Genomic DNA, 21,143 nt, shown 5'->3' with positions numbered 1-21,143 from the left:
AGGCGTTGGCCGCCGCTGGACTCACGGCATCCGAGGTGGACGCGGTCGAGGCGCACGGCACCGGCACATCGCTCGGTGATCCGATTGAGGCGGAGGCGTTGCTGGCGACGTACGGCCAGGGGCGTGACGCTGAGCGGCCGTTGTGGCTGGGTTCGGTGAAGTCGAACATCGGTCATACGCAGGCGGCTGCCGGTGTGGCCGGTGTGATCAAGATGGTGATGGCGATGCGCCACGGGGTGCTGCCGCCGACCTTGCATGTGGATGAGCCCTCCCCGCACGTCGACTGGTCGGCGGGCGGGGTACGCCTGCTGACCGACGCCCAGGAATGGCCGCAGGATGACACGATCCGGCGGGCAGGTGTGTCGTCGTTCGGCATCAGCGGCACCAATGCCCACGTCGTCCTCGAACAGGCGCTGGAGACCTCTTCGACCACGGCGCTTGAGCTTGCGGCGCCGGAACGGCCGTTGCCCTTCCTCCTGTCGGGCCAGAGCCCGGACGCCCTGGCCGACCAGGCGCACCGCCTAGGTGAACTCCTTTCCTCTGACGTCGAGTTGCCGTTGCAGGACGTCGCCTACTCTCTCGCCGTCACCCGTACAGCCCTGGAGCAGCGCAAGGTTCTGATCGCGCAGACGCGTGTCGAACTCACCGCCGCCCTGGCCAACCCTGATGCGCTCGCCGAGGAGGCGGTGACTGCCCGACAGGGGCGCCTGGTCGCCGTGCTGATGTCCGGGCAGGGGAGCCAACGGGTGGGTGCGGGGCGGGAGTTGTACGACACGTACCCGGTGTTCGCGGCAGCGCTGGATGAGGTGTGCGCGCACTTTGACGGGTTGCGGGAGGTGTTGTTCGTCGATGGGGCCGGTCTGATCGATCGGACGGAGTTCACGCAGCCGGTGTTGTTCGCTCTGGAAGTCGCTCTGTTCCGGTTGTTGGGGTCGTGGGGTGTCACGCCGGACTTCGTGGCGGGTCATTCGATCGGTGAGGTCACGGCCGCGTATGTGGCGGGGGTGTGGTCGCTGGAGGATGCGTGTGCTCTGGTGGCGGCTCGTGGTCGGTTGATGGGTGCCCTGCCGGAGGGCGGTGCGATGCTGGCGGTGGAGGCGGCGGAGTCGGATGTCCTGCCGTTGCTGGACGGGCGGGTTTCTGTGGCGGCGGTCAACGGGCCGTCGTCGGTCGTGGTCTCCGGTGATGCCGACGCTCTTGCTGCTCTTGAGGCGCGGTGGCGTGAACAGGGTGTGCGGGTCAAGCGGTTGACGGTCAGTCACGCCTTCCACTCGCCGTTGATGGAGCCGATGCTGGAGGCCTTCCGTGCGGTTGCTGAGGGGCTTTCGTATGCGGCTCCGCGTATCCCGGTGGTGTCGAATCTGACCGGTGAGCTGGCGACCGCCGAGGAGTTGTGCTCGCCGGAGTACTGGGTTCGTCATGTCCGTGAGGCGGTCCGATTCGGCGATGGCGTACGGGCGTTGCACGGTCAGGGTGTCCGTACGTTCGTCGAACTCGGCCCGGACTCCGTACTGACCGCCCTGGCTCAGCGGAGCCTGCCCGATGACATGGACTGCACGTTCTTGCCCGCCCTGCGCGGCGGGCGCGCCGAGGCCCGTACGGTGCTCGGTGTCCTTGGTGGTCTGCACGCGGCCGGAGCGGTGGTCGACTGGACGGCGTACTTCGCCGGCAGCGGGGCCCGACGGGTCGAACTGCCTACGTATCCGTTCCAGGAGAGCCGCTACTGGCCCGACCTCACTGGCGCCACCTTCGGAGACGCGACCGGACTGGGTCTGGAGACGGCCGGACATCCGCTGCTGGGCGCCGCTGTCCGACTCGCCCATGACGAAGGCCTGGTACTCACCGGCCGGCTGTCCCTGCGCACCCATCCCTGGCTGGCCGACCACGCCATCCTGGGCTCCGTGCTGCTCCCGGGCACCGCCTACGTGGAGATGGTTCTGCACGCCGCCGCCGAACTGGGCTACGGCCGCCTGGAGGAACTGACCGTCCAGGAACCGCTGGTCATGCCGATGGAAGGCACCGTCCAGGTGCAGGTCAGGGTGTCCGCGCCGGACGAGACCGGACGGCGTCGAGCGACCGTGTCCTCGCGGCCCGCCCTCCCCGGCGCCTCCAGCGACGACACGGCGCAGGCCGACTGGGCCTGCCACGCCACCGGCGAACTCGCCGCGCCGGACGCGACCACTCCACAGGCCTCGCGGCCGTTGACGGAATGGCCGCCGAAGGACGCAACGGCCATCGAGGTCACGGACCACTACGCCTCACTCACCGCCCAGGGCTACGGCTACGGCCCCGTTTTCCAAGGCCTGCGCGCCGCCTGGCACCGTGGTGACGAGGTGTACGCCGAGGTCGCTCTCCCGGAGGCCGTCCGTGAAACGGCCGGGGCATACGGGCTGCACCCCGCCCTCCTCGACGCCACCCTGCACGCCATCGGCTTCGGCTCCTTCATCGACGTCAGCGCCGAGGAGGCCGCCGCAGGCCAGGGCCGTCTCCCCTTCGCCTGGTCGGACGTCACCCTGCACGCCACCGGCGCCGGAGCCCTGAGGGTCCGACTCTCCCCGGCGGGCCCGGACGCGGTGCGCATCGACGTGGCTGACGGCACGGGTGAACCGGTGGCCTCCATCGGGTCCCTCGTCCTGCGCCCGGTCTCCGCGTCCCAGCTCCGCCCGACCCCGGGCACGTCAGCGAGCGACGGACTCCTCCGCTTGGACTGGGTGCCGATGCCGGCGACCGACTCGGACACCGGCCGGCCCGGTCGTTGGGCGCTGCTCGGCGGTGACACGGCCGTGGTCGAGGCACTGCTGGCAGCGGGTGCGGAAGCCCTCGCCTGCGAGGGGCTGGATCAGGTGCCTGGTGGGGCGGTGTGTGTGCTTCCGGTGGGTGGTGTGGGTGCGGTGGGTGTTGTTCTGGGTGTGGTGCGTGAGTGGTTGGCGGATGAGCGGTTGGTGGATGCGCGTCTGGTGGTGGTGACGCGGGGTGGTGTTGCTGCGGGTGCCAGTGATGTGGTGTCGGATTTGGATGCTGGTGCGGTGTGGGGGTTGGTGCGGTCCGCGCAGGCGGAGAACCCTGGCCGCCTCGGCATCGTGGACGTGGACGACACCGACGAGTCGTGGCGCTCACTGACCCGGCTCGCCTCGTGGAACGAGGACCAGGCGGTCGTACGGCAGGGCGAGGTGAGCGTTCCTCGGCTCAACAGGTCTGCTTCGGGTGATGCGTTGGTGGTGCCGGGGGAGGGGGTTGGTGCTGCCTGGCATCTGGAGAGTGTGGCGCGGGGGAGTCTGGATGACCTGGAGTTGCTGGCGTTCCCCGAGGGGGCTGCTGTTCTGGGTGTGGGGCAGGTGCGGGTGGGGGTGCGGGCTGCGGGGGTGAACTTCCGTGATGTGTTGGGTGCGTTGGGGATGTATCCGGGGCCTGCGAACGCGCTGGGTGCTGAGGCGGCTGGTGTGGTGGTGGAGGTGGGTCCTGGGGTGACTGATCTGGTGGTGGGTGACCGGGTGTTTGGTATGGCGCCGGGTGGTTTGGGGTCGGTGACGGTGACGGACCGGCGGTTGGTGGCTCGGGTGCCGGAGGGGTGGTCGTTCGCCGAGGCTGCGTCCGTTCCGATCGTGTTCCTTACCGCGTTGTATGCGTGGCGGGATTTGGCGGGGTTGCGGGCGGGTCAGTCGGTGTTGGTGCATGCGGGTGCCGGCGGTGTCGGTATGGCCGCCATCCAGCTCGCTCGGCATATCGGGGCTGAGGTGTATGCGACGGCCAGCCCCGGAAAGTGGGATGTGCTGCGTGGGTTGGGTCTGGACGACGATCACATTGCTTCTTCGCGGGATACGTCGTTTGCGGAGAAGTTCTCCGGTATTGATGTGGTGCTGAATTCTCTGGCGGGTGAGTTCATAGACGCGTCATTGCGGGTGCTGGCGGAGGGTGGCCGGTTCCTGGAGATGGGCAAGACCGACATCCGCGAATTGGAGGGTGTGGACTACACGGCCTTCGATCTGTTCGAGGCGGGCCCGGACCGGATCGCTGAACTCCTCGAAGAGCTGATGGAGTTGTTCGCCGCCGGTGATCTGGCCCTACTGCCTTTGCGGGCGTGGGACATTCGGCAGGCGCGGAATGCGTTCCGGTTCATGAGCCAGGCCCGTCACACCGGCAAGGTGGTGCTGACGGTTCCGACGCCGCTCGACCCCGCTGGGACGGTGCTGATCACCGGTGGTACGGGTGGCTTGGGTGCGCTGGTGGCCCGGCATGTGGTGGCCGAACACGGGGCGCGACGTCTGCTGTTGCTCTCCCGCCGGGGCCCGGAAGCGCCGGGTGCCGAGGAGTTGTGCCGGGACCTGACGGAGGCTGGTGCCGAGGTCCGTATCGAGGCGTGCGATGTGTCCGACCGGAACGCCCTCGCCGCGCTGCTGGAGGGCGAGCGGCTGACCGCCGTAGTCCACACGGCGGGTGTCTTGGACGACGGTCTGGTGGAGTCGTTGACTGCCGAGCGTCTGGACACCGTATGGGCGCCGAAGGCCGAAGCCGCCCACCACCTCCACGAACTGACGGCCGATCAAGACCTGTCCGCCTTCGTGCTCTTCTCATCGGTCGCAGGCACCCTCGGTGCCGCCGGCCAGGCCAACTACGCAGCAGCGAACGCATACTTGGACGCGCTCGCTACCTCCCGCCGGACCAGTGGTCTGCCCGCGACCTCCATCGGATGGGGACCTTGGTCGCAGGTCAGCGGAATGACGCGGGATCTCACCGAGGCGGATGTACACCGCATGGCCAGTGGCGGCCTGGTGCCGCTGGAGGCCACGGAAGGCATGGAGCTGTTCGACGCTGCCTGGAACGGGACCGAACCCCGGCTGATCGCCGTACGCATGGAGCTGACCACGCTGCGGACCAACGCCGCTGCGGGCGCGTTGCCGCCCGTCATGCGCGGCTTGGTCCGGGCACCGATGCGCAGGGCTCGTGACGCCTCTGTTGTGGGTGTCGGGTCGTTGGCGGGGCGGTTGGTGGGTCTTGGGTTGGGTGAGGTGCGGTCGGTTGTGGTGGATCTGGTGCGGGAGCATGCGGCGGTGGTGTTGGGTCATGGTGATGTGGGTGGGGTGGATTCTGGGCGGGCGTTCAAGGATCTGGGTTTTGATTCGTTGACGGCGGTGGAGTTGCGGAACCGTTTGAATGCGGTGACGGGGTTGAGGTTGCCGGCGACGTTGGTGTTCGATTTCCCGACGCCGTTGGTGCTGGCGGAGTTCATTGCCGGTGAAATCGCGGGTGAGGCTGTTGAGGTTCCGGCTCTGCCGGGCCCTGTTGCCATGTCGGTGGATGAGCCGTTGGCGGTTGTGGGGATGGCGTGCCGTTTTCCGGGTGGGGTGGATTCGCCGGAGGCGTTGTGGGATCTGCTGGTGGCGGGCGGGGACGCGATCGGTGATTTCCCCACGGATCGAGGCTGGGATCTGGAGGGGTTGTTCGATGCGGAGGGGGTGCGTGCGGGGTCGTCGTATGTGAGCCGGGGCGGGTTCGTCGGGGATGCGGCCGGTTTTGATGCGGGGTTCTTCGGGATCTCGCCGCGTGAAGCACTTGCGATGGATCCGCAGCAGCGGTTGATGCTGGAGGCGTCGTGGGAGGCGTTGGAGAGGGCGGGTATTGATCCGGCTGCGGTGCGCGGCTCCCGGGCGGGTGTGTTCATCGGCGCGGCTGCCTCCGGTTACGGGACCGGCCTGTTGCAGGTCCCGGAGGGGGTCGAGGGGCATCTGCTGACCGGCAACACCCCCAGCGTGGTCTCCGGGCGGCTGGCCTACACGTTCGGCTTCGAAGGCCCGGCCGTCACGGTCGACACCGCGTGCTCGTCGTCGCTGGTGGCTCTGCATCTGGCGGGTCAGGCGCTGCGGGCCGGTGAGTGCTCGATGGCGTTGGTGGGTGGTGTGACGGTGATGGCGATGCCGGGTATTTTCACCGAGTTCTCCCGGCAGCGGGGTCTTTCTGCGGATGGCCGGTGCAAGGCGTTTGCGGCGGCGGCGGACGGGACGGGCTGGTCCGAAGGTGCCGGCGTCCTGGTGGTGGTGCGTCTGTCGGAGGCCCGCCGTCATGGCCGCCGGGTGCTGGCGGTGATCCGTGGCTCGGCCGTGAACCAGGACGGTGCGTCGAATGGTCTGACGGCGCCGAACGGTCCTTCGCAGCAGCGGGTGATCCGCCAGGCTCTGTCGGCCGCGGACCTGTCTCCGTCCGAGGTGGATGCGGTGGAGGCGCACGGGACCGGGACGGCGTTGGGTGATCCGATCGAGGCGCAGGCTCTGTTGGCCGCGTATGGCCAGGGCCGGGAGGCGGACCGGCCCCTGTGGTTGGGGTCGGTGAAGTCGAACATCGGTCACACGCAGTCCGCTGCGGGTGTGGCGGGTGTGATCAAGATGGTCATGGCAATGCGCCACGGAGTGCTCCCGCAGAGCCTGCACATCGACGAGCCGTCCCCCCACGTCGACTGGTCGGCGGGCGGGGTGGAGTTGTTGTCGCAGGCGCGGGAGTGGCCGCGGACGGGTCGTCCGCGTCGGGCGGGTGTCTCGTCGTTCGGTGTGAGCGGAACGAACGCACACGTGATCGTCGAGCAAGGCGATCCTGTCGCAGACGTTCCCCTCCCGGATACGTCGGGTGCGATGGTGCTGCCCCTGTCGGCGCGGAGCCCGGAGGCGCTGGCCTCGATGGCAGGCCGTCTCCGCAGGCGGATACTCGACGACCCGGACCTTCAACTCGCCGGTGTGGCTGCTGCGTTGGTGGGCACGCGTGCGGTCCTGGAGCAGCGGGCCGTGGTGGTCGCCGTGGACCGGGGCGAAGCCCTGGCGGGTCTGGAAGCGCTCCAAGCCGGTAGGGAGACCCCGACAGTGCGGGTCGGAACCCCGACTGTCACAGGCGCGGGCCGTTCGGCGTGGCTGTTCACTGGTCAGGGCGCCCAGTACGCAGGGATGGGCCGCGAACTCGCCTCGGCCTACCCGGTGTTCGCGCAGGCACTGGACGAGGTGTGCATCCGCTTCGACGGACTGAAGCAGGTGCTGTTCGACGACGCATCAGGCCTGATCGACCGTACGGAGTTCACGCAGCCGGCGTTGTTCGCGTTGGAGGTGGCGTTGTTCCGGCTGCTGGAGTCGTGGGGTCTTGCCCCGGACTTCGTGGCGGGTCATTCGATCGGTGAGGTCGCGGCCGCGTATGTGGCGGGGGTGTGGTCGCTGGAGGATGCCTGCACGCTGGTGGCGGCCCGGTCCCGGCTGATGGGCGCGCTCCCGGAGGGCGGGGCGATGCTCGCCGTGCAGGCGCCTGAGGCGGAGGTGCTTCCGCTGCTGGAGGGCCGGGTCTCGGTCGCCGCGGTCAACGGCCCGTCCTCGGTGGTCGTCTCCGGGGATGCCACCGCGATCGCCGCACTGGAGGCCCGCTGGCGTGAACAGGGCACCAGGGTCAGGAAACTGACGGTCAGTCATGCGTTCCATTCGCCGTTGATGGACCCGATGCTGGAGGAGTTCCGCACGGTCGCCCAGTCGTTGACCTATCAGGTCCCGCGTATTCCGGTCGTCTCCCACCTCACCGGCACCCTGGCCGCTGCGGCTGATCTGCGGTCCCCGGAGTACTGGGTGCGCCATGTCCGTGAGGCGGTGCGTTTCGCGGACGGTATCCGCACCCTGCACCGCGAGGGCGTACGCCGCTTCCTGGAACTCGGCCCCGATGCCGTCCTGACCGCCATGGCCCAGGACACCATCACGGCCGAAGACACCGACACCGCACGCCCGACCCCGACCACCCTCACCTCGGCCCTCCGCCGCGACCGAGCCGAAGAGCCCACCCTTCTCTCCGCCCTCGCCGGCCTCCACGTCCACGGCCCCGCCCTGGACTGGACGCCCTGCCTCGCCGCCCGCACCGACCGGATCACCACTCAGCCCCACCCCCTCGACCTGCCCACCTACCCCTTCCAACACCAGCACTACTGGCTCGAACCCCTCTCCCTCTCGGCAGTCACGGCCGATGCGGCGACCACCCCCGAGGCTCAGGAGGACGCACGCTTCTGGACCGCCGTGGAGAACGGTGATCTCCCCGCTCTCACCGGCGAGTTGCAGCTCGACGCACCCGAAGACGCCGACGACGACATGACGACGGCCTTGGTGTCCGCCCTGCCCCTCCTGACCTCCTGGCGCCGTCGTCGCCGGCGGACGGCGCTGCTGGACAGCTGTGGCTATGAGGACCACTGGAAGCCCTGGAAGACGACCGAGGCATCCGAATCCGCCACCGAATCCGCCACCGAACCCACCTCCGGCACCTGGCTGGTAGCCGTCCCGGCGCCTTCGACCTCCAACGCCGAGGAAGCCGAGGAAGCCGGGAATGCCGACTGGACCGACGCCTGGCTGACCGTTCTGGCCGCCACCGGCATCACACCGATCCGTTTCGAGATAACCCCGGCGGAGGACCGCGCCGCACTCGCCGCCCGCCTCCACCAGCAGGCCGCCGACCATGAGGTGACTGGCGTCCTGTCCCTCCTCAGCGCCGACGCGTCCACTGAACACCCCACCACCATCCGGGAGTTGACGCTCATCCAGGCGCTCGGCGACGCGGATGTCCCCGCACCTCTGTGGTGCGCCACGCGTGGCGCCGTCTCCGTCGGCCGCGCCGACCGTCTGCCAGCCCCCGCCCAGAGCGCGGTGTGGGGGCTGGGCCGGGTCGCGGCCCTCGAACACCCGGAGCGCTGGGGCGGTCTGATCGACCTGCCCGAGACACCGGACGACCGCGCCGCCGCCCGCCTCACCCAGGTGCTCGGTCAGCGTTCCGAGGACCAGGTCGCCGTCCGGCCGTCCGGCGTCTTCGTGCGGCGGCTGCGGCCCGCCCCGCTGAGCAGGTCCGGATCGGCACCCTGGACGCCGTCCGGCACGGTGCTGGTCACCGGCGGTCTCGGAGGGCTCGGCGCCGGAGTGGCCCGCTGGCTGGCCGAGAACGGCGCGGAGGGGCTCGTACTGCTCGGCCGACGAGGCATGGACACCCCCGGTGCCGCCGAACTGGCAGCGGACCTGGACGGAGTTCACGTCACCGTCGCGGCCTGTGACGTGACAGACCGGACGGCCCTTGCCGACGTCATCGCCGGGATCCCGGCGGAACGGCCCCTCACCGCGGTCATCCACACCGCCGGTGTCCTCGACGACGGCGTCCTGGACGCCCTCACCCCCGAGCGCCTGGCGGAGGTGATGGCGGCCAAGGCCGCCGGTGCCTGGCATCTGCACGAGCTGACCCGCGACCTCGACCTGTCGGCGTTCGTCCTGTTCTCCTCCCTCTCCGGCAGTGTCGGCGGTGCCGGGCAGGCCAACTACGCTGCCGCCAACGCCTACTTGGACGCCCTCGCCCGCCACCGCCACGACCTCGGACTCCCCGCCACCTCGCTGGCCTGGGGACCCTGGGCAGGCGCCGGCATGGCGGCCGAGGACGACACCACCGGGGTCCGCCTGCGCCGCTCCGGCCTCACGCCGCTCACTCCCGAGACGGGCGTCGAGGCACTGCGGCTCGCCGTGTCCGGCGGTGCCCCCGCGACCGTCGTCGCCGACGTGGACTGGGCCCGCTTCGCACCCGGCCTGGCCCTCGCCCGTCCGGTGCCCCTGCTGACCGGCATCCCGGCGGCCGTCCGCGCCCTGGACGCCGTACACCATGCTCAGGACCGGCGTCCGGAGGCCGAAGGCGGCGCACTCGCTGAGCGGCTCGCCGGGCTGTCGGCCGCCGAAGGCACCGCCCTGCTGCTGGACCTGGTCCGTGAGCAGGCAGCACTCGCCCTGGGGCACAGCTCGGCGTCGGACGTACCCGAGGCACGGCCCTTCAACGAGCTCGGTATGGACTCGTTGACCGCCGTGGAACTGCGCAACCGCCTCGGTTCCCGCACCGGGCTCGGTCTGCCGAGCACCCTCGTCTACGACTACCCGACACCGCTCGTCCTGGCCGACTGGCTGTACGAGCGTCTGGGGGGAGCCGGGGCCGAGACGGTCCGTACGGGGTCTTCCGCACCGGCCGCCGTGGTGGTGGACGAGCCGGTCGCGATCGTCGGCATCGGCTGCCGTTTCCCCGGGGGTGTCACCTCCCCCGAGGACCTGTGGCTGCTGCTGGCCGACGGCCGTGAGGCGCTCGGCGCGTTCCCCGACGACCGTGGCTGGGACCTCGACGCCCTCTACCACCCCGACCCCGAGCACTCCGGCACCTCCTACGTCCGGGTCGGCGGCTTCCTCACCGGCGCCGACCGCTTCGACGCGGGCTTCTTCGGGATCTCCCCGCGCGAGGCACTGGCCATGGACCCGCAGCAGCGACTGCTGCTGGAGACGACCTGGGAGGCGTTCGAGCGCGCCGGCGTCGACCCGCGCGCCGCGCGCGGCAGCCGTACCGGTGTGTTCGTCGGCACCAACGGCCAGGACTATCCGGCCCTGTTGCTCGGCGCAGCCAGCGGCGAGGGCCACGTCGGCACCGGCAACGCCGCCAGCGTGGTCTCCGGGCGGCTCGCCTACACCTTCGGTCTCGAAGGCCCGACCCTGACCGTCGACACCGCCTGCTCCTCCTCGCTCGTGGCCCTCCACCTGGCCGCGCAGGCCCTGCGCTCCGGCGAGTGCGACATGGCGCTGGCCGGTGGTGTGACGGTGATGTCGACGCCGGGTGCGTTCGTGGAGTTCTCCCGGCAGCGCGGACTGGCCGTCGACGGCCGCTGCAAGGCGTTCTCCGCCGACGCGGACGGCACCGGCTGGGGCGAGGGCGTCGGCATGCTCCTCGTCGAACGGCTCAGCGACGCCCGCCGCAACGGCCACGAGATCCTCGCCGTGGTACGGGGTTCGGCCGTCAACCAGGACGGTGCGTCGAACGGGTTGACCGCGCCCAATGGTCCGTCCCAACAGCGGGTGATTCGGCAGGCGTTGGCGAGTGCGGGTCTGTCGGCGTCCGAGGTGGACGCGGTGGAGGCGCACGGTACGGGTACGGCGCTGGGTGACCCGATCGAGGCGCAGGCGCTGCTGGCGACCTACGGTCAGGAGCGGGACGGTGAACACCCGTTGCTGCTGGGCTCGGTGAAGTCCAACATCGGTCACACGCAGGCCGCCGCGGGTGTCGCCGGTGTGATCAAGATGGTCATGGCCATGCGCCACGGACAGCTCCCGCAGACCCTGCACGTGTCCGAACCCACCTCCCACGTCGACTGGTCCACGGGCGCGGTCCGGCTGCTCACCGAGACCGAACAGTGGCCGGAGGGCGGGGCTCCGCGCCGGGCCGGTGTATCGGCGTTCGGTATCAGCGGCACCAACGCCCACGTGATCATCGAGCAGGCCGCCGCCTCCGCCGAGGACACCCACGACACCGGCTCCATCACGCCGAGCGGTGTGGTGCCGTGGATCGTGTCCGGGCGCGGAGCGCAGGCCCTCCGGGACCAGGCCGCCCGTCTCGCGGAACGGATAGGGGTGGATACGGGGGCCACTGCGGTCGATGTGGGGTACTCGCTCGCCCGCGGCCGCTCTACGTTCGATCACCGGGCGGTGGTGATCGGCACCGACCGCGCCGCGCTGGAGCGCGGTCTGGCAGCGGTAGCGCAAGGCGGTGAGGCACCGGATGTGGTGCGCGGCACAGAGGTCGAGGGACGCACGGCGTTCCTCTTCTCCGGACAGGGCAGCCAACGGCCCGGCGCGGGACGCCAGTTGTACGACGCCCACCCGGTCTTCGCCGATGCCCTCGACGAGGTCTGCGCACACTTCGACGGACTGCTGGAGCGGTCGTTGAAGCAGGTGCTGTTCGCCGACGAGCCAGGTCTGATCGACCGGACCGAGTACACCCAGCCCGCCCTGTTCGCCCTTGAGGTGGCGTTGTTCCGGCTGCTGGAGTCGTGGGGCGTCACCCCGGACTTCGTGGCCGGTCATTCCATCGGTGAGGTCGTTGCCGCGCATGTGGCCGGGGTGTGGTCACTGGAGGACGCCTGCACGCTGGTGGCGGCTCGCGGCCGACTCATGGGCGCGCTGCCGGAGGGCGGCGCGATGCTCGCCGTCGAGTCGACCGAGTCCGACGTACTGCCGCTGCTGGACGAGCGCGTCGCGGTTGCCGCCGTCAACGGACCGTCGTCGGTGGTCGTCTCCGGGGACGCCGAGGCCGTAGGAGAGCTGGAGGCGCGGTGGCGTGAACAGGGGCTGCGCGTCAAGCGGTTGACCGTCAGCCATGCCTTCCACTCGCCGCTGATGGACCCGATCCTGGACGACTTCCGCACCGTGGTCGAGGGCCTTTCGTACGACGTCCCGCGTATCCCCGTCGTCTCCAACCTCACCGGTGAGACGGCGACCGCCGAGGAGTTGTGCTCGCCGGAGTACTGGGTCCGCCATGTCCGCGAGGCCGTACGTTTCGCCGACGGGATCGAGACACTGGCCGCCCACCGGGTGGTGACCTTCGTCGAGGTGGGGCCGGGCGCGGTGCTGTCCGCCCTGGTGCCGGTCGGGTCCGGGCTGGCCTCGCTGCGGGTGGGGCGGCCGGAGGCCGAGTCGCTGGCGGCCGCTGTCGCCGGGGCTTTCGTACGGGGTACGGCCGTGGACTGGGCGGCGCTGTTCGCCGGGACCGGCGCACGCCGGGTGGAGCTGCCGACGTACGCCTTCCAGCGCGAGCGGTACTGGCCCGAGCAGGCACGCCCGCTCGGTGCCCCCATCCTTGAGTCCGACACCGTGGACGCCCGGTTCTGGGAGGCCGTCGAACGCGCGGACCTGGAGTCCGTCGCGGCCACCCTGCGCCTGGACGGCACCGCCGCGCTCGGGGACGTGCTTCCCGCGCTCACCGCGTGGCGGCGCGACGGCAAGCAGCGGCAGCTCACCGACAACTGGCGCTACCGCGTCCGCTGGCAGCCGCTCGTCCTGAACACCTCCGCATCCCTCAGCGGCACCTGGTGGGTCGTCGCCCCGGCCGGAGCCTCCGCCCCGGACGCCGTGCCGGCCGCGCTGGCCGCCCACGGGGCCGACGTACGCCTCATCGAGACCGCACCCGGTGTCGAGCGGGGCGACCTCGCCGAGCTGCTGCGCCGGACTGCGGAGGAAGGACTGCCCGTCGGCGTGCTGGCACAACGCGCCGACGCGGCCGAGGGCGAGGGTGGCGGTACGGTCACCGCTGCCCTCGTCCTGCTCCAGGCGCTGGGCGACGCCGGCGTCACCGCTCCGCTGTGGTGCGCCACCGAAGGAGCGGTGGCGGCCGGTGCGGAGACCGCGCCCGCCCGGCCGCGCCAGGCCGAACTGTGGGGCCTGGGCCGCGTCGCGGCCCTCGAACACCCGGAACGCTGGGGCGGCCTCGTCGACCTGCCCGCCGAGCCCGACGAGACGGTCCTCGACCGGCTCTGCGCCGTGCTCGCCCAGGGCGCAGGCGGTGACGCAGTGGAGGACCAGGTCGCTCTGCGCACCTCGGCGGCCTACGGCGCCCGCCTGGAGCGCGCGCCGATCGACGCGGCCGAGGCCCCGGCACCCTGGAAGCCCTCCGGCACGGTCCTCGTCACCGGCGGCACCGGAGCTCTCGGCGGACACGTCGCCCGCTGGCTGGCCGCGAACGGCGCCGACCGAGTGATGCTGGCCAGCCGCAGCGGCCCGGCCGCCCCGGGCGCGGCGGAACTGTGCGCCGAACTCACCGCGTACGGCACCGAGCCTGTCGTCGTGGCCTGCGACACCGCGGACCGCACGGCGCTGGCCGCGCTGCTCGACGGCATACCGGCGGACCGGCCGCTCACCGCCGTCGTACACGCCGCCGGTGTGCTGGACGACGGTGTCCTCGACGCCCTCACACCGCGGCGACTGGAGACGGTCCGCGCGGCCAAGACCGAGGCCGCCTGGCATCTGCACGAGCTGACCCGCGACCTCGGCCTGTCCGCGTTCGTGCTGTTCTCCTCGATCGCGGGCACCCTCGGCGCGGCGGGCCAGGGCAACTACGCCGCCGCCAACGCCGGCCTCGACGCCCTCGCCCAGCACCGCAGGGCCGCCGGACTGCCCGCCACGGCCGTCGCGTTCGGCCCGTGGGCCGGGGCCGGCATGGCGGCGAGCGGCCCCGCGGCGACCGACGCCCGCAGGGAGCGTGGCGGGGTGTCCGGCATGGCGCCCGAGGCGGCCGTCGCCGCCCTGCACCGGGCGCTCGATCACGGCGACACCGTGCTCACCGTCGCCGACATCGACTGGGCACGCCTGGTCTCCGCCCAGGTCTCCGCCCGGCCGAGCCGGCTGATCAGCCGTATCCCGGAGGCCCGTGCCGCCGTGGAGCAGCTGGCCGTCACCGCCGCGGCCGAGGCCGACCGGGCCACCGCGCTGCGCGCCGAGCTGACCGGCCTCACCGCGGACGAGCGCGAGCGCACCCTGCTCACCCTGGTGCGGACGCAGGTGGCCGTCGCGCTGGGCCACGCCTCGCCCGAGTCCGTCGAACCAGGGCGCAGCTTCAAGGACCTGGGCTTCGACTCGCTCACCGCCGTCGAACTGCGCAACCGGCTCGGCGCCGCCACCGGCCTCGCCCTGCCCGCCACCCTCGTCTTCGACTACCCGACCGCGACCGTCCTCGCCGCCCACCTGGGCACCGAACTCCTCGGCGTGGCATCCGGCGCCGCCACCGGAGCCTCGGCCGGCCGTCCGGTCGCCGTGCGCGCGGCGGACGACGAACCCATCGCGATCGTCGGCATGGCCTGCCGCTTCCCCGGCGGTGTCAGCACGCCGGAACAGCTGTGGGAGCTGGTGCTCGGCGGTCGCGACACCGTCACCGAGTTCCCGACCGACCGCGGCTGGGACCTGGAGACGCTGTACGACCCGGACCCCGACCGGCGCGGCACGTCGTACGCCCGTACCGGCAGCTTCCTGAGTGAACCCGGCCTCTTCGACGCCGACTTCTTCGGGATCTCCCCGCGCGAGGCCCTCGCCATGGACCCGCAGCAGCGACTGCTGCTGGAGACCGCGTGGGAGGCCGTGGAACGCGCCGGGCTCGACCCCACCGGACTGCGCGGCTCCCGCACCGGCGTCTTCGTCGGCTCCAACGGCCAGGACTACATGGGCCTTTTCCTGGGCTCGCCCGAACTGGCCGAGGGCTACGGCAGCACCGGCAGCTCCGCCAGTGTCGTCTCCGGCCGACTGTCGTACGTGCTGGGACTTGAGGGCCCGGCCGTCACGGTCGACACCGCCTGCTCGTCCTCGCTGGTCGCCCTGCACCTGGCCGCCCAGGCCCTGCGGGCGGGGGAGTGCGACCGGGCGCTGGCCGGTGGTGTGACCGTCATGTCGACACCCGGTGCCTTCGTGGAGTTCTCCCGGCAGCGCGGGCTCGCGACGGACGGCCGCTGCAAGGCCTTCGCCGCCGCGGCCGACGGCACCGGCTGGGGCGAGGGCGTCGGCCTGCTGCTCGTGGAGCGGCTCAGCGACGCCCTGCGCGACGGTCACCAGGTACTGGCGGTGGTCCGCGGTTCGGCGGTCAACCAGGACGGTGCGTCCAACGGCCTCACCGCCCCCAACGGCCCTTCGCAGCAGCGAGTCATCCGGCAGGCGCTGGCCAACGCCGACCTGTCCCCTGCCGAGGTGGACGCCGTGGAGGCGCACGGCACCGGCACCTCGCTGGGCGACCCCATCGAGGCGCAGGCCCTGCTCGCCACGTACGGCAGGGACCGTGCTGCCGAACAGCCGCTGCTGCTCGGCTCGGTGAAGTCCAACATCGGTCACACGCAGGCCGCCGCCGGTGTCGCCGGTGTCATCAAGATGGTGATGGCCATGCGGCACGGGGTGCTGCCGCGGACCCTGCACATCGACGAGCCGTCCCCGCACGTGGACTGGACGGCGGGTGCCGTGGAGCTGCTCACCGAGGCACGGGACTGGCCGCGCACGGAGCGTCCGCGCCGCGCTGCGGTGTCGTCCTTCGGCGTCAGCGGCACCAACGCCCACACCATCCTCGAACAGGCCCCCGACCTCCCGGCCAGGCCCGCGGCGGTGAACTCCGTGCCGCCGTTCGCCGACGGGCACGCCCCGCTGCCGTGGATCGTCACCGGCCGCACCCGCGAGGCGCTCCTCGAACAGGCCGCCAGGCTCACCGAGTTCACCGCCGCCGTCGACACCGGCCCGGGGGCCGTGGCCCGCGCCCTCGCCGAAGGGCGGACCCGGTTCGCCGAGCGTGCCGTGCTCCTAGGCGGTGACCTCACCGAACTGACCGCTGTGACAAGGGCGTTGGCCGAGGGCGCCGAGCCCGCACAGGGTGTGACGGGCAGTGCCACCGGGTCCGGAGTGGTGTTCGTCTTCCCCGGTCAGGGCGCTCAGTGGGCCGGGATGGCCCGCGAACTGCTCGTCTCCAGCCCGGTGTTCGCGGCGTCGATCGCGGAGTGCGAGGCGGCGCTGGCCCCTTACGTCGACTGGTCGCTGACCGCCGTCCTCACCGGCGACGGCGCCGAACTGGCCCGGGTGGACGTGGTCCAGCCGGTGCTGTGGGCCGTGATGGTCGCGCTGGCCACGCTGTGGCGGGCGACAGGCGTCCGCCCGGCCGCCGTGGTGGGCCACTCCCAGGGCGAGATCGCCGCCGCCTGCGTGGCGGGCGCGCTCTCCCTCGACGACGGCGCCCGTGTCGTCGCACTGCGCGCCCGGGCGATCCTGCGGCTCGCCGGAACCGGCGGCATGGCCTCCGTCTCCGCTCCCGAGACCCGCGTACGCGAACTGCTGGACGCCCTCGGCGCCGCCGTGGGTGTCGCGGCCGTCAACGGACCGGAGTCCGTCGTCGTCTCCGGCGAGACCGGCGCCCTGGAGGACTTCCTCGCCCACTGCGCCGAGCAGGGCGTCCAGGCCCGCAAGGTCGCCGTGGACTACGCCTCCCACTCGGCCGGCGTGGAGGTGCTGCGCCAGGACATCCTGTCGGCGCTGGCCCCCGTACGGCCGAGCACGGCCGACACACCGATGCTCTCCACGCACACCGGCGACTGGATCGACGGCACGGAACTCGACGCCGCCTACTGGTACGACAACCTGCGTGACCCGGTGCTGCTGCACGACGCCGTACGAGGTCTCGCCGACGCCGGACACAAGGTGTTCGTCGAGATCAGCCCGCACCCGGTGCTCATCGGCGCCGTCCAGGACACCCTCGACACCGTCACCACCGGAGCCGTCGCCGTCGGCACCCTGCGCCGCGACCACGGCGGCCCCGACCGGTTCCTCGCCTCCCTCGCGCAGGCCTTCGTGCACGGCGCCGAGGCGGACTGGACGGCCCTGATCCCGGCAGCCGCCGGACACGTCGACCTGCCGACCTACGCCTTCCAGCGCAGGCGCTACTGGCCGCGGCCGTCCGCCGTCGTCCTCGGCGGCGACATGTCGGCGGCCGGACTGGGCTCCGGGGACCACCCGATGCTCGGCGCCGCCGTCGAACTCCCCGACGGAGGGCTCCTGTTCACCGCCCGCCTCACCGCCGACGGCCACCCCTGGATCGCCGACCACCGGATCATGGGCTCGGTGCTGCTGCCCGGCACCGCCTTCCTCGAACTGGCCGGCCACGCCGGGCACCGGGCGGACTGCGGCACCGTCGAGGAACTGACCTTGCAGACCCCGCTGGTCCTGCCCGACCGCGGCACGGCACGCCTCCAGATCTCCGTCGGCGCCCCGGACCCCGACGGCCGCAGGACCCTGGAGGTGCACTCCGCCCGCGCCGACGCCACCGACCCGGACGGCCGGACCGTGTGGACCCGGCACGCCGCGGGCTCGCTGGCCCCCGCCAGGCCCGCCACCCCGCCCGCCCTCGACGAGACCGCCTGGCCCCCCACCGGGGCCGAACCGGTCGACGTCACCGGCCTCTACGAGGAACTCGCCGGCCGGGGCTACGGCTACGGGCCGTCGTTCCAGGGACTGCGAGCGGTCTGGCGGCGCGGCCAGGAGGTGTTCGCCGAGGTCGCCCTGGACGACGAGCACCGCGAGGCGGCCACCGCGTACGGACTGCACCCGGCGCTCCTCGACGCGGCCCTGCACACCATCTGCCTCGACGAGCGCACCGGCCTCGTCGACCCCTCCGGCGGGCCCCGCGCCCTGCTTCCCTTCGCCTGGACCGGCATGACCCTGCTCGCGACCGGCGCCACCGCCCTGCGCGTCCGGCTCACCCCCGCCGGACCGGACACCATCACGCTCGACGCGTACGACACCACAGGCGCCCCCGTCGCCACCGCCGAGTCACTGATCCTGCGCCCGATCGCGCCCGAACTCCTGACCGCCGCGTCCGGCCCGGACGACACCGCCCGCTCGCTGTACCGCACGGAGTGGACGCCCGTGACGGCCGTGACGCCCGTGACGATCGAGACGCCCGTGACGGCCGAGACGGCACCGGCGGGCACGGCCGTCGGCCTGCTCGGCGCCGACCCGCTCGGACTCGCCGACCTGCTGGCCGACACGGACACGGCCATCACCTGCCACACCGACCGGGACGCCCTGTGCGCCGACGGCACACTCCCGGCCGGGATCGTCGTCCTCCAGCCGGCCACCGGCCCGGCCGGGGCCGATCCCGCGACCCGGGCCCACACGGCGGGGCGCGAACTGCTGGACACCCTCCAGCAGTGGCTGTCCGACGACAGGACCGCCGACACCACGCTCGTCCTGCTCACCTCAGGGGCACTCGCCACCGGCCCGCGGGACACCGCTCCCGACCCGACTGCCGCCGCCCTGTGGGGCCTGGTCCGCTCCGCCCAGTCGGAGAACCCGCTGCGCCTGCGGCTGATCGACCTCGACCCGGCCAGGCCCGCCGACATCGGGCCGCTGCTCGCCGCCCTGCACGGTGACGAACCCCAACTCGCCCTGCGCGGAGGCGAACTGCTCGCCCCCCGCCTCGCCCGCGCCACGTCCGGTGACCTCCTCGCCGTACCCGAGGACACCACCGCCTGGCGGCTCACCGCAGCCGCGGACCACACCCTGGAGTCCCTCGCCCTGCGGCCCGTCGAGGACGGCGACGCCCCACTGGGACGCGGTGAGGTGCTCGTCGCCGTACGCGCCGCGGGTGTCAACTTCCGCGATGTGCTCATGGCGCTGGGGCTGCCCAGCGGCCCGCCCACCCCGCTGGGCGGCGAGGCCTCCGGCGTGGTCGTGGCCACCGGGCCAGGCGTGCGCCGGTTCGCCCCCGGCGACCGGGTGTTCGGCGTCGTCGCGGGCGGCTTCGGACCGCTCACCGTCGCCGACCACCGCCAGCTGGCCCCCGTCCCCGACGCCTGGACCCACGCCCAGGCGGCCTCGGTGCCGATCGTGTTCCTCACCGCCCTGTACGGACTGACCGACCTGGCCGCGCTCCGGCCCGGCGAGGCGATCCTCGTCCACGCCGGAACCGGCGGCGTCGGCATGGCGGCCATCCAGCTCGCCCGCCACCTGGGCGCCGAGGTGTACGCCACCGCGAGCCCGGCCAAGTGGGACCGGCTGCGGGAACTCGGCCTGGACGACGACCACATCGCCTCCTCCCGCGACACCGGCTTCGCCGCCAAGTTCCTCGCCACCAGCGGCGGACGCGGCATGGACGTCGTCCTCAACTCGCTGGCCCGCGAGTTCGTCGACGCCTCCCTGACCCTGCTGCCGCGCGGCGGACGGTTCCTGGAGATGGGCAAGAGCGACATCCGGCAGCCCGAGACCGTCGCCCAGGACCACCCCGGCGTCGTCTACCGGGCGTTCGACCTCCGGGACGCCGGCCCCAAGCGCCACCGCGAACAACTGACCAAGCTGCTCACCCTGTTCCGCAAGGGCAGCCTCAGTCCGCTGCCGCTGCGCACCTGGGACATCCGCCAGGCCCACGACGCCTTCCGGCACATCAGCCAGGCCCGGCACATCGGCAAGGTCGTCCTCACCCTGCCCACCGCTCCCGACCCGGACGGCACGGTGCTCATCACCGGCGCCGGCGGCACCCTCGGCGGGCTGCTCGCCCGGCACCTCGTCACCGAACACGGCGTCCGCAGGCTGCTGCTGCTCAGCCGCCGGGGCCCGGACGCACCCGGCATGAGCGACCTGCGCACCGAACTCACCGCACTCGGCGCCGAGGTGACGGTCACCGCCTGCGACACCGCCGACCGCGACCAGCTCGCGGCGGCACTCGCGGCCGTACCCGCCGGGCATCCGCTGACCGCCGTCGTGCACGCCGCCGGTGTCCTCGACGACGGTGTCCTCGGCTCCCTGACCGGCGACCGGCTCGCGGCCGTGCTGCGGCCCAAGGCGGACGCCGCCTGGCACCTCCACGAGCTCACCGCGCACCTGGACCTCGCCTCCTTCGTCCTGTACTCCTCGGCCGCCTCGACCTTCGGTGCCGCAGGACAGGCCAACTACGCCGCCGCCAACGCCTTCCTGGACGGCCTGGCCGCGTACCGCCGAGCCCTCGGCCTGCCCGGCACCTCGCTCGCCTGGGGCCTGTGGGCACAGGACAGCGACATGACCGGCGGCCTCAGCCGCGCCGACCGCGACCGGGTCGCCCGCGGCGGCACCCTCACCCTCGCCATCGACGAGGGCCTGGCCCTGTTCGACACCGCCCGCAGCAGGCCGGAACCGCTGCTGGTCCCGGTGCCGTTCGACCCGGCCGCACTGCACGCCCAGGCGGCCGCCGGCACGCTGTCCCCGCTGCTGCGGGGCCTGGTCCGCACCCCGGTGCGCCGGGCCGCCCGGCACGACGAGCCGGGCAACGGCGAACGCCCGCTCGCCGAGCGGCTCGCCGAACTGGCCCCCGCCGACCGCGACCGGGACCTGCTGGACCTGGTGCGCGAGCACATCGCCCGGGTCCTCGGACACGACTCCGGCGACGAGATCAAGCCCGAACGGCCCTTCAAGGACCTGGGCCTCGACTCGCTGACCGCCGTCGAACTGCGCAACCGGCTGGCCGCCGCGGCCGGGACCAGGCTGCCCGCCACGCTCGTCTTCGACCATCCGACACCGGTCGCGCTCGCCGCGTACCTGCGCACCGCGCTCGGCCTGACCGGCGAGGACGACGGCTACGACGACCCCACCGCCCCCGTACTGAAGGAGATCGTCGCCCTGGAAGCCGCGCTCGCCGGCCTCGGCCGGGAATCCGCCGCCGACGACACCGTCACCGCCCGCCTGGAGGCGCTGGTGTCCCGCTGGCGCGACCTGCGCGGCCAGGAGAGCGCGGCGGCCGACACCGACGACCGGGCCATCGAGACCGCCAGCGACGACGACCTGTTCCACCTGATCGACGAAGAGTTCGGCCTCTCGTAG

General features: G+C 72.4%; 1 protein-coding gene (only partly in view). It reads left to right on the top strand.

Annotated features, from left to right (window positions below):
- Nucleotides 1-21,143, top strand: partial view of a type I polyketide synthase gene (locus G3I78_RS08260; RefSeq protein WP_164422147.1) — the 3' portion only. Its footprint begins 14,824 nt before the window's first position; only the last 21,143 of its 35,967 coding nucleotides appear in the window; the start codon falls outside the window, past its left edge; its stop codon occupies nucleotides 21,141-21,143.

The organism is Streptomyces sp. SID13726, from assembly GCF_010548375.1.
Lineage (GTDB): Bacteria > Actinomycetota > Actinomycetes > Streptomycetales > Streptomycetaceae > Streptomyces.
This window is presented reverse-complemented; position numbering and strand designations above follow the sequence as displayed.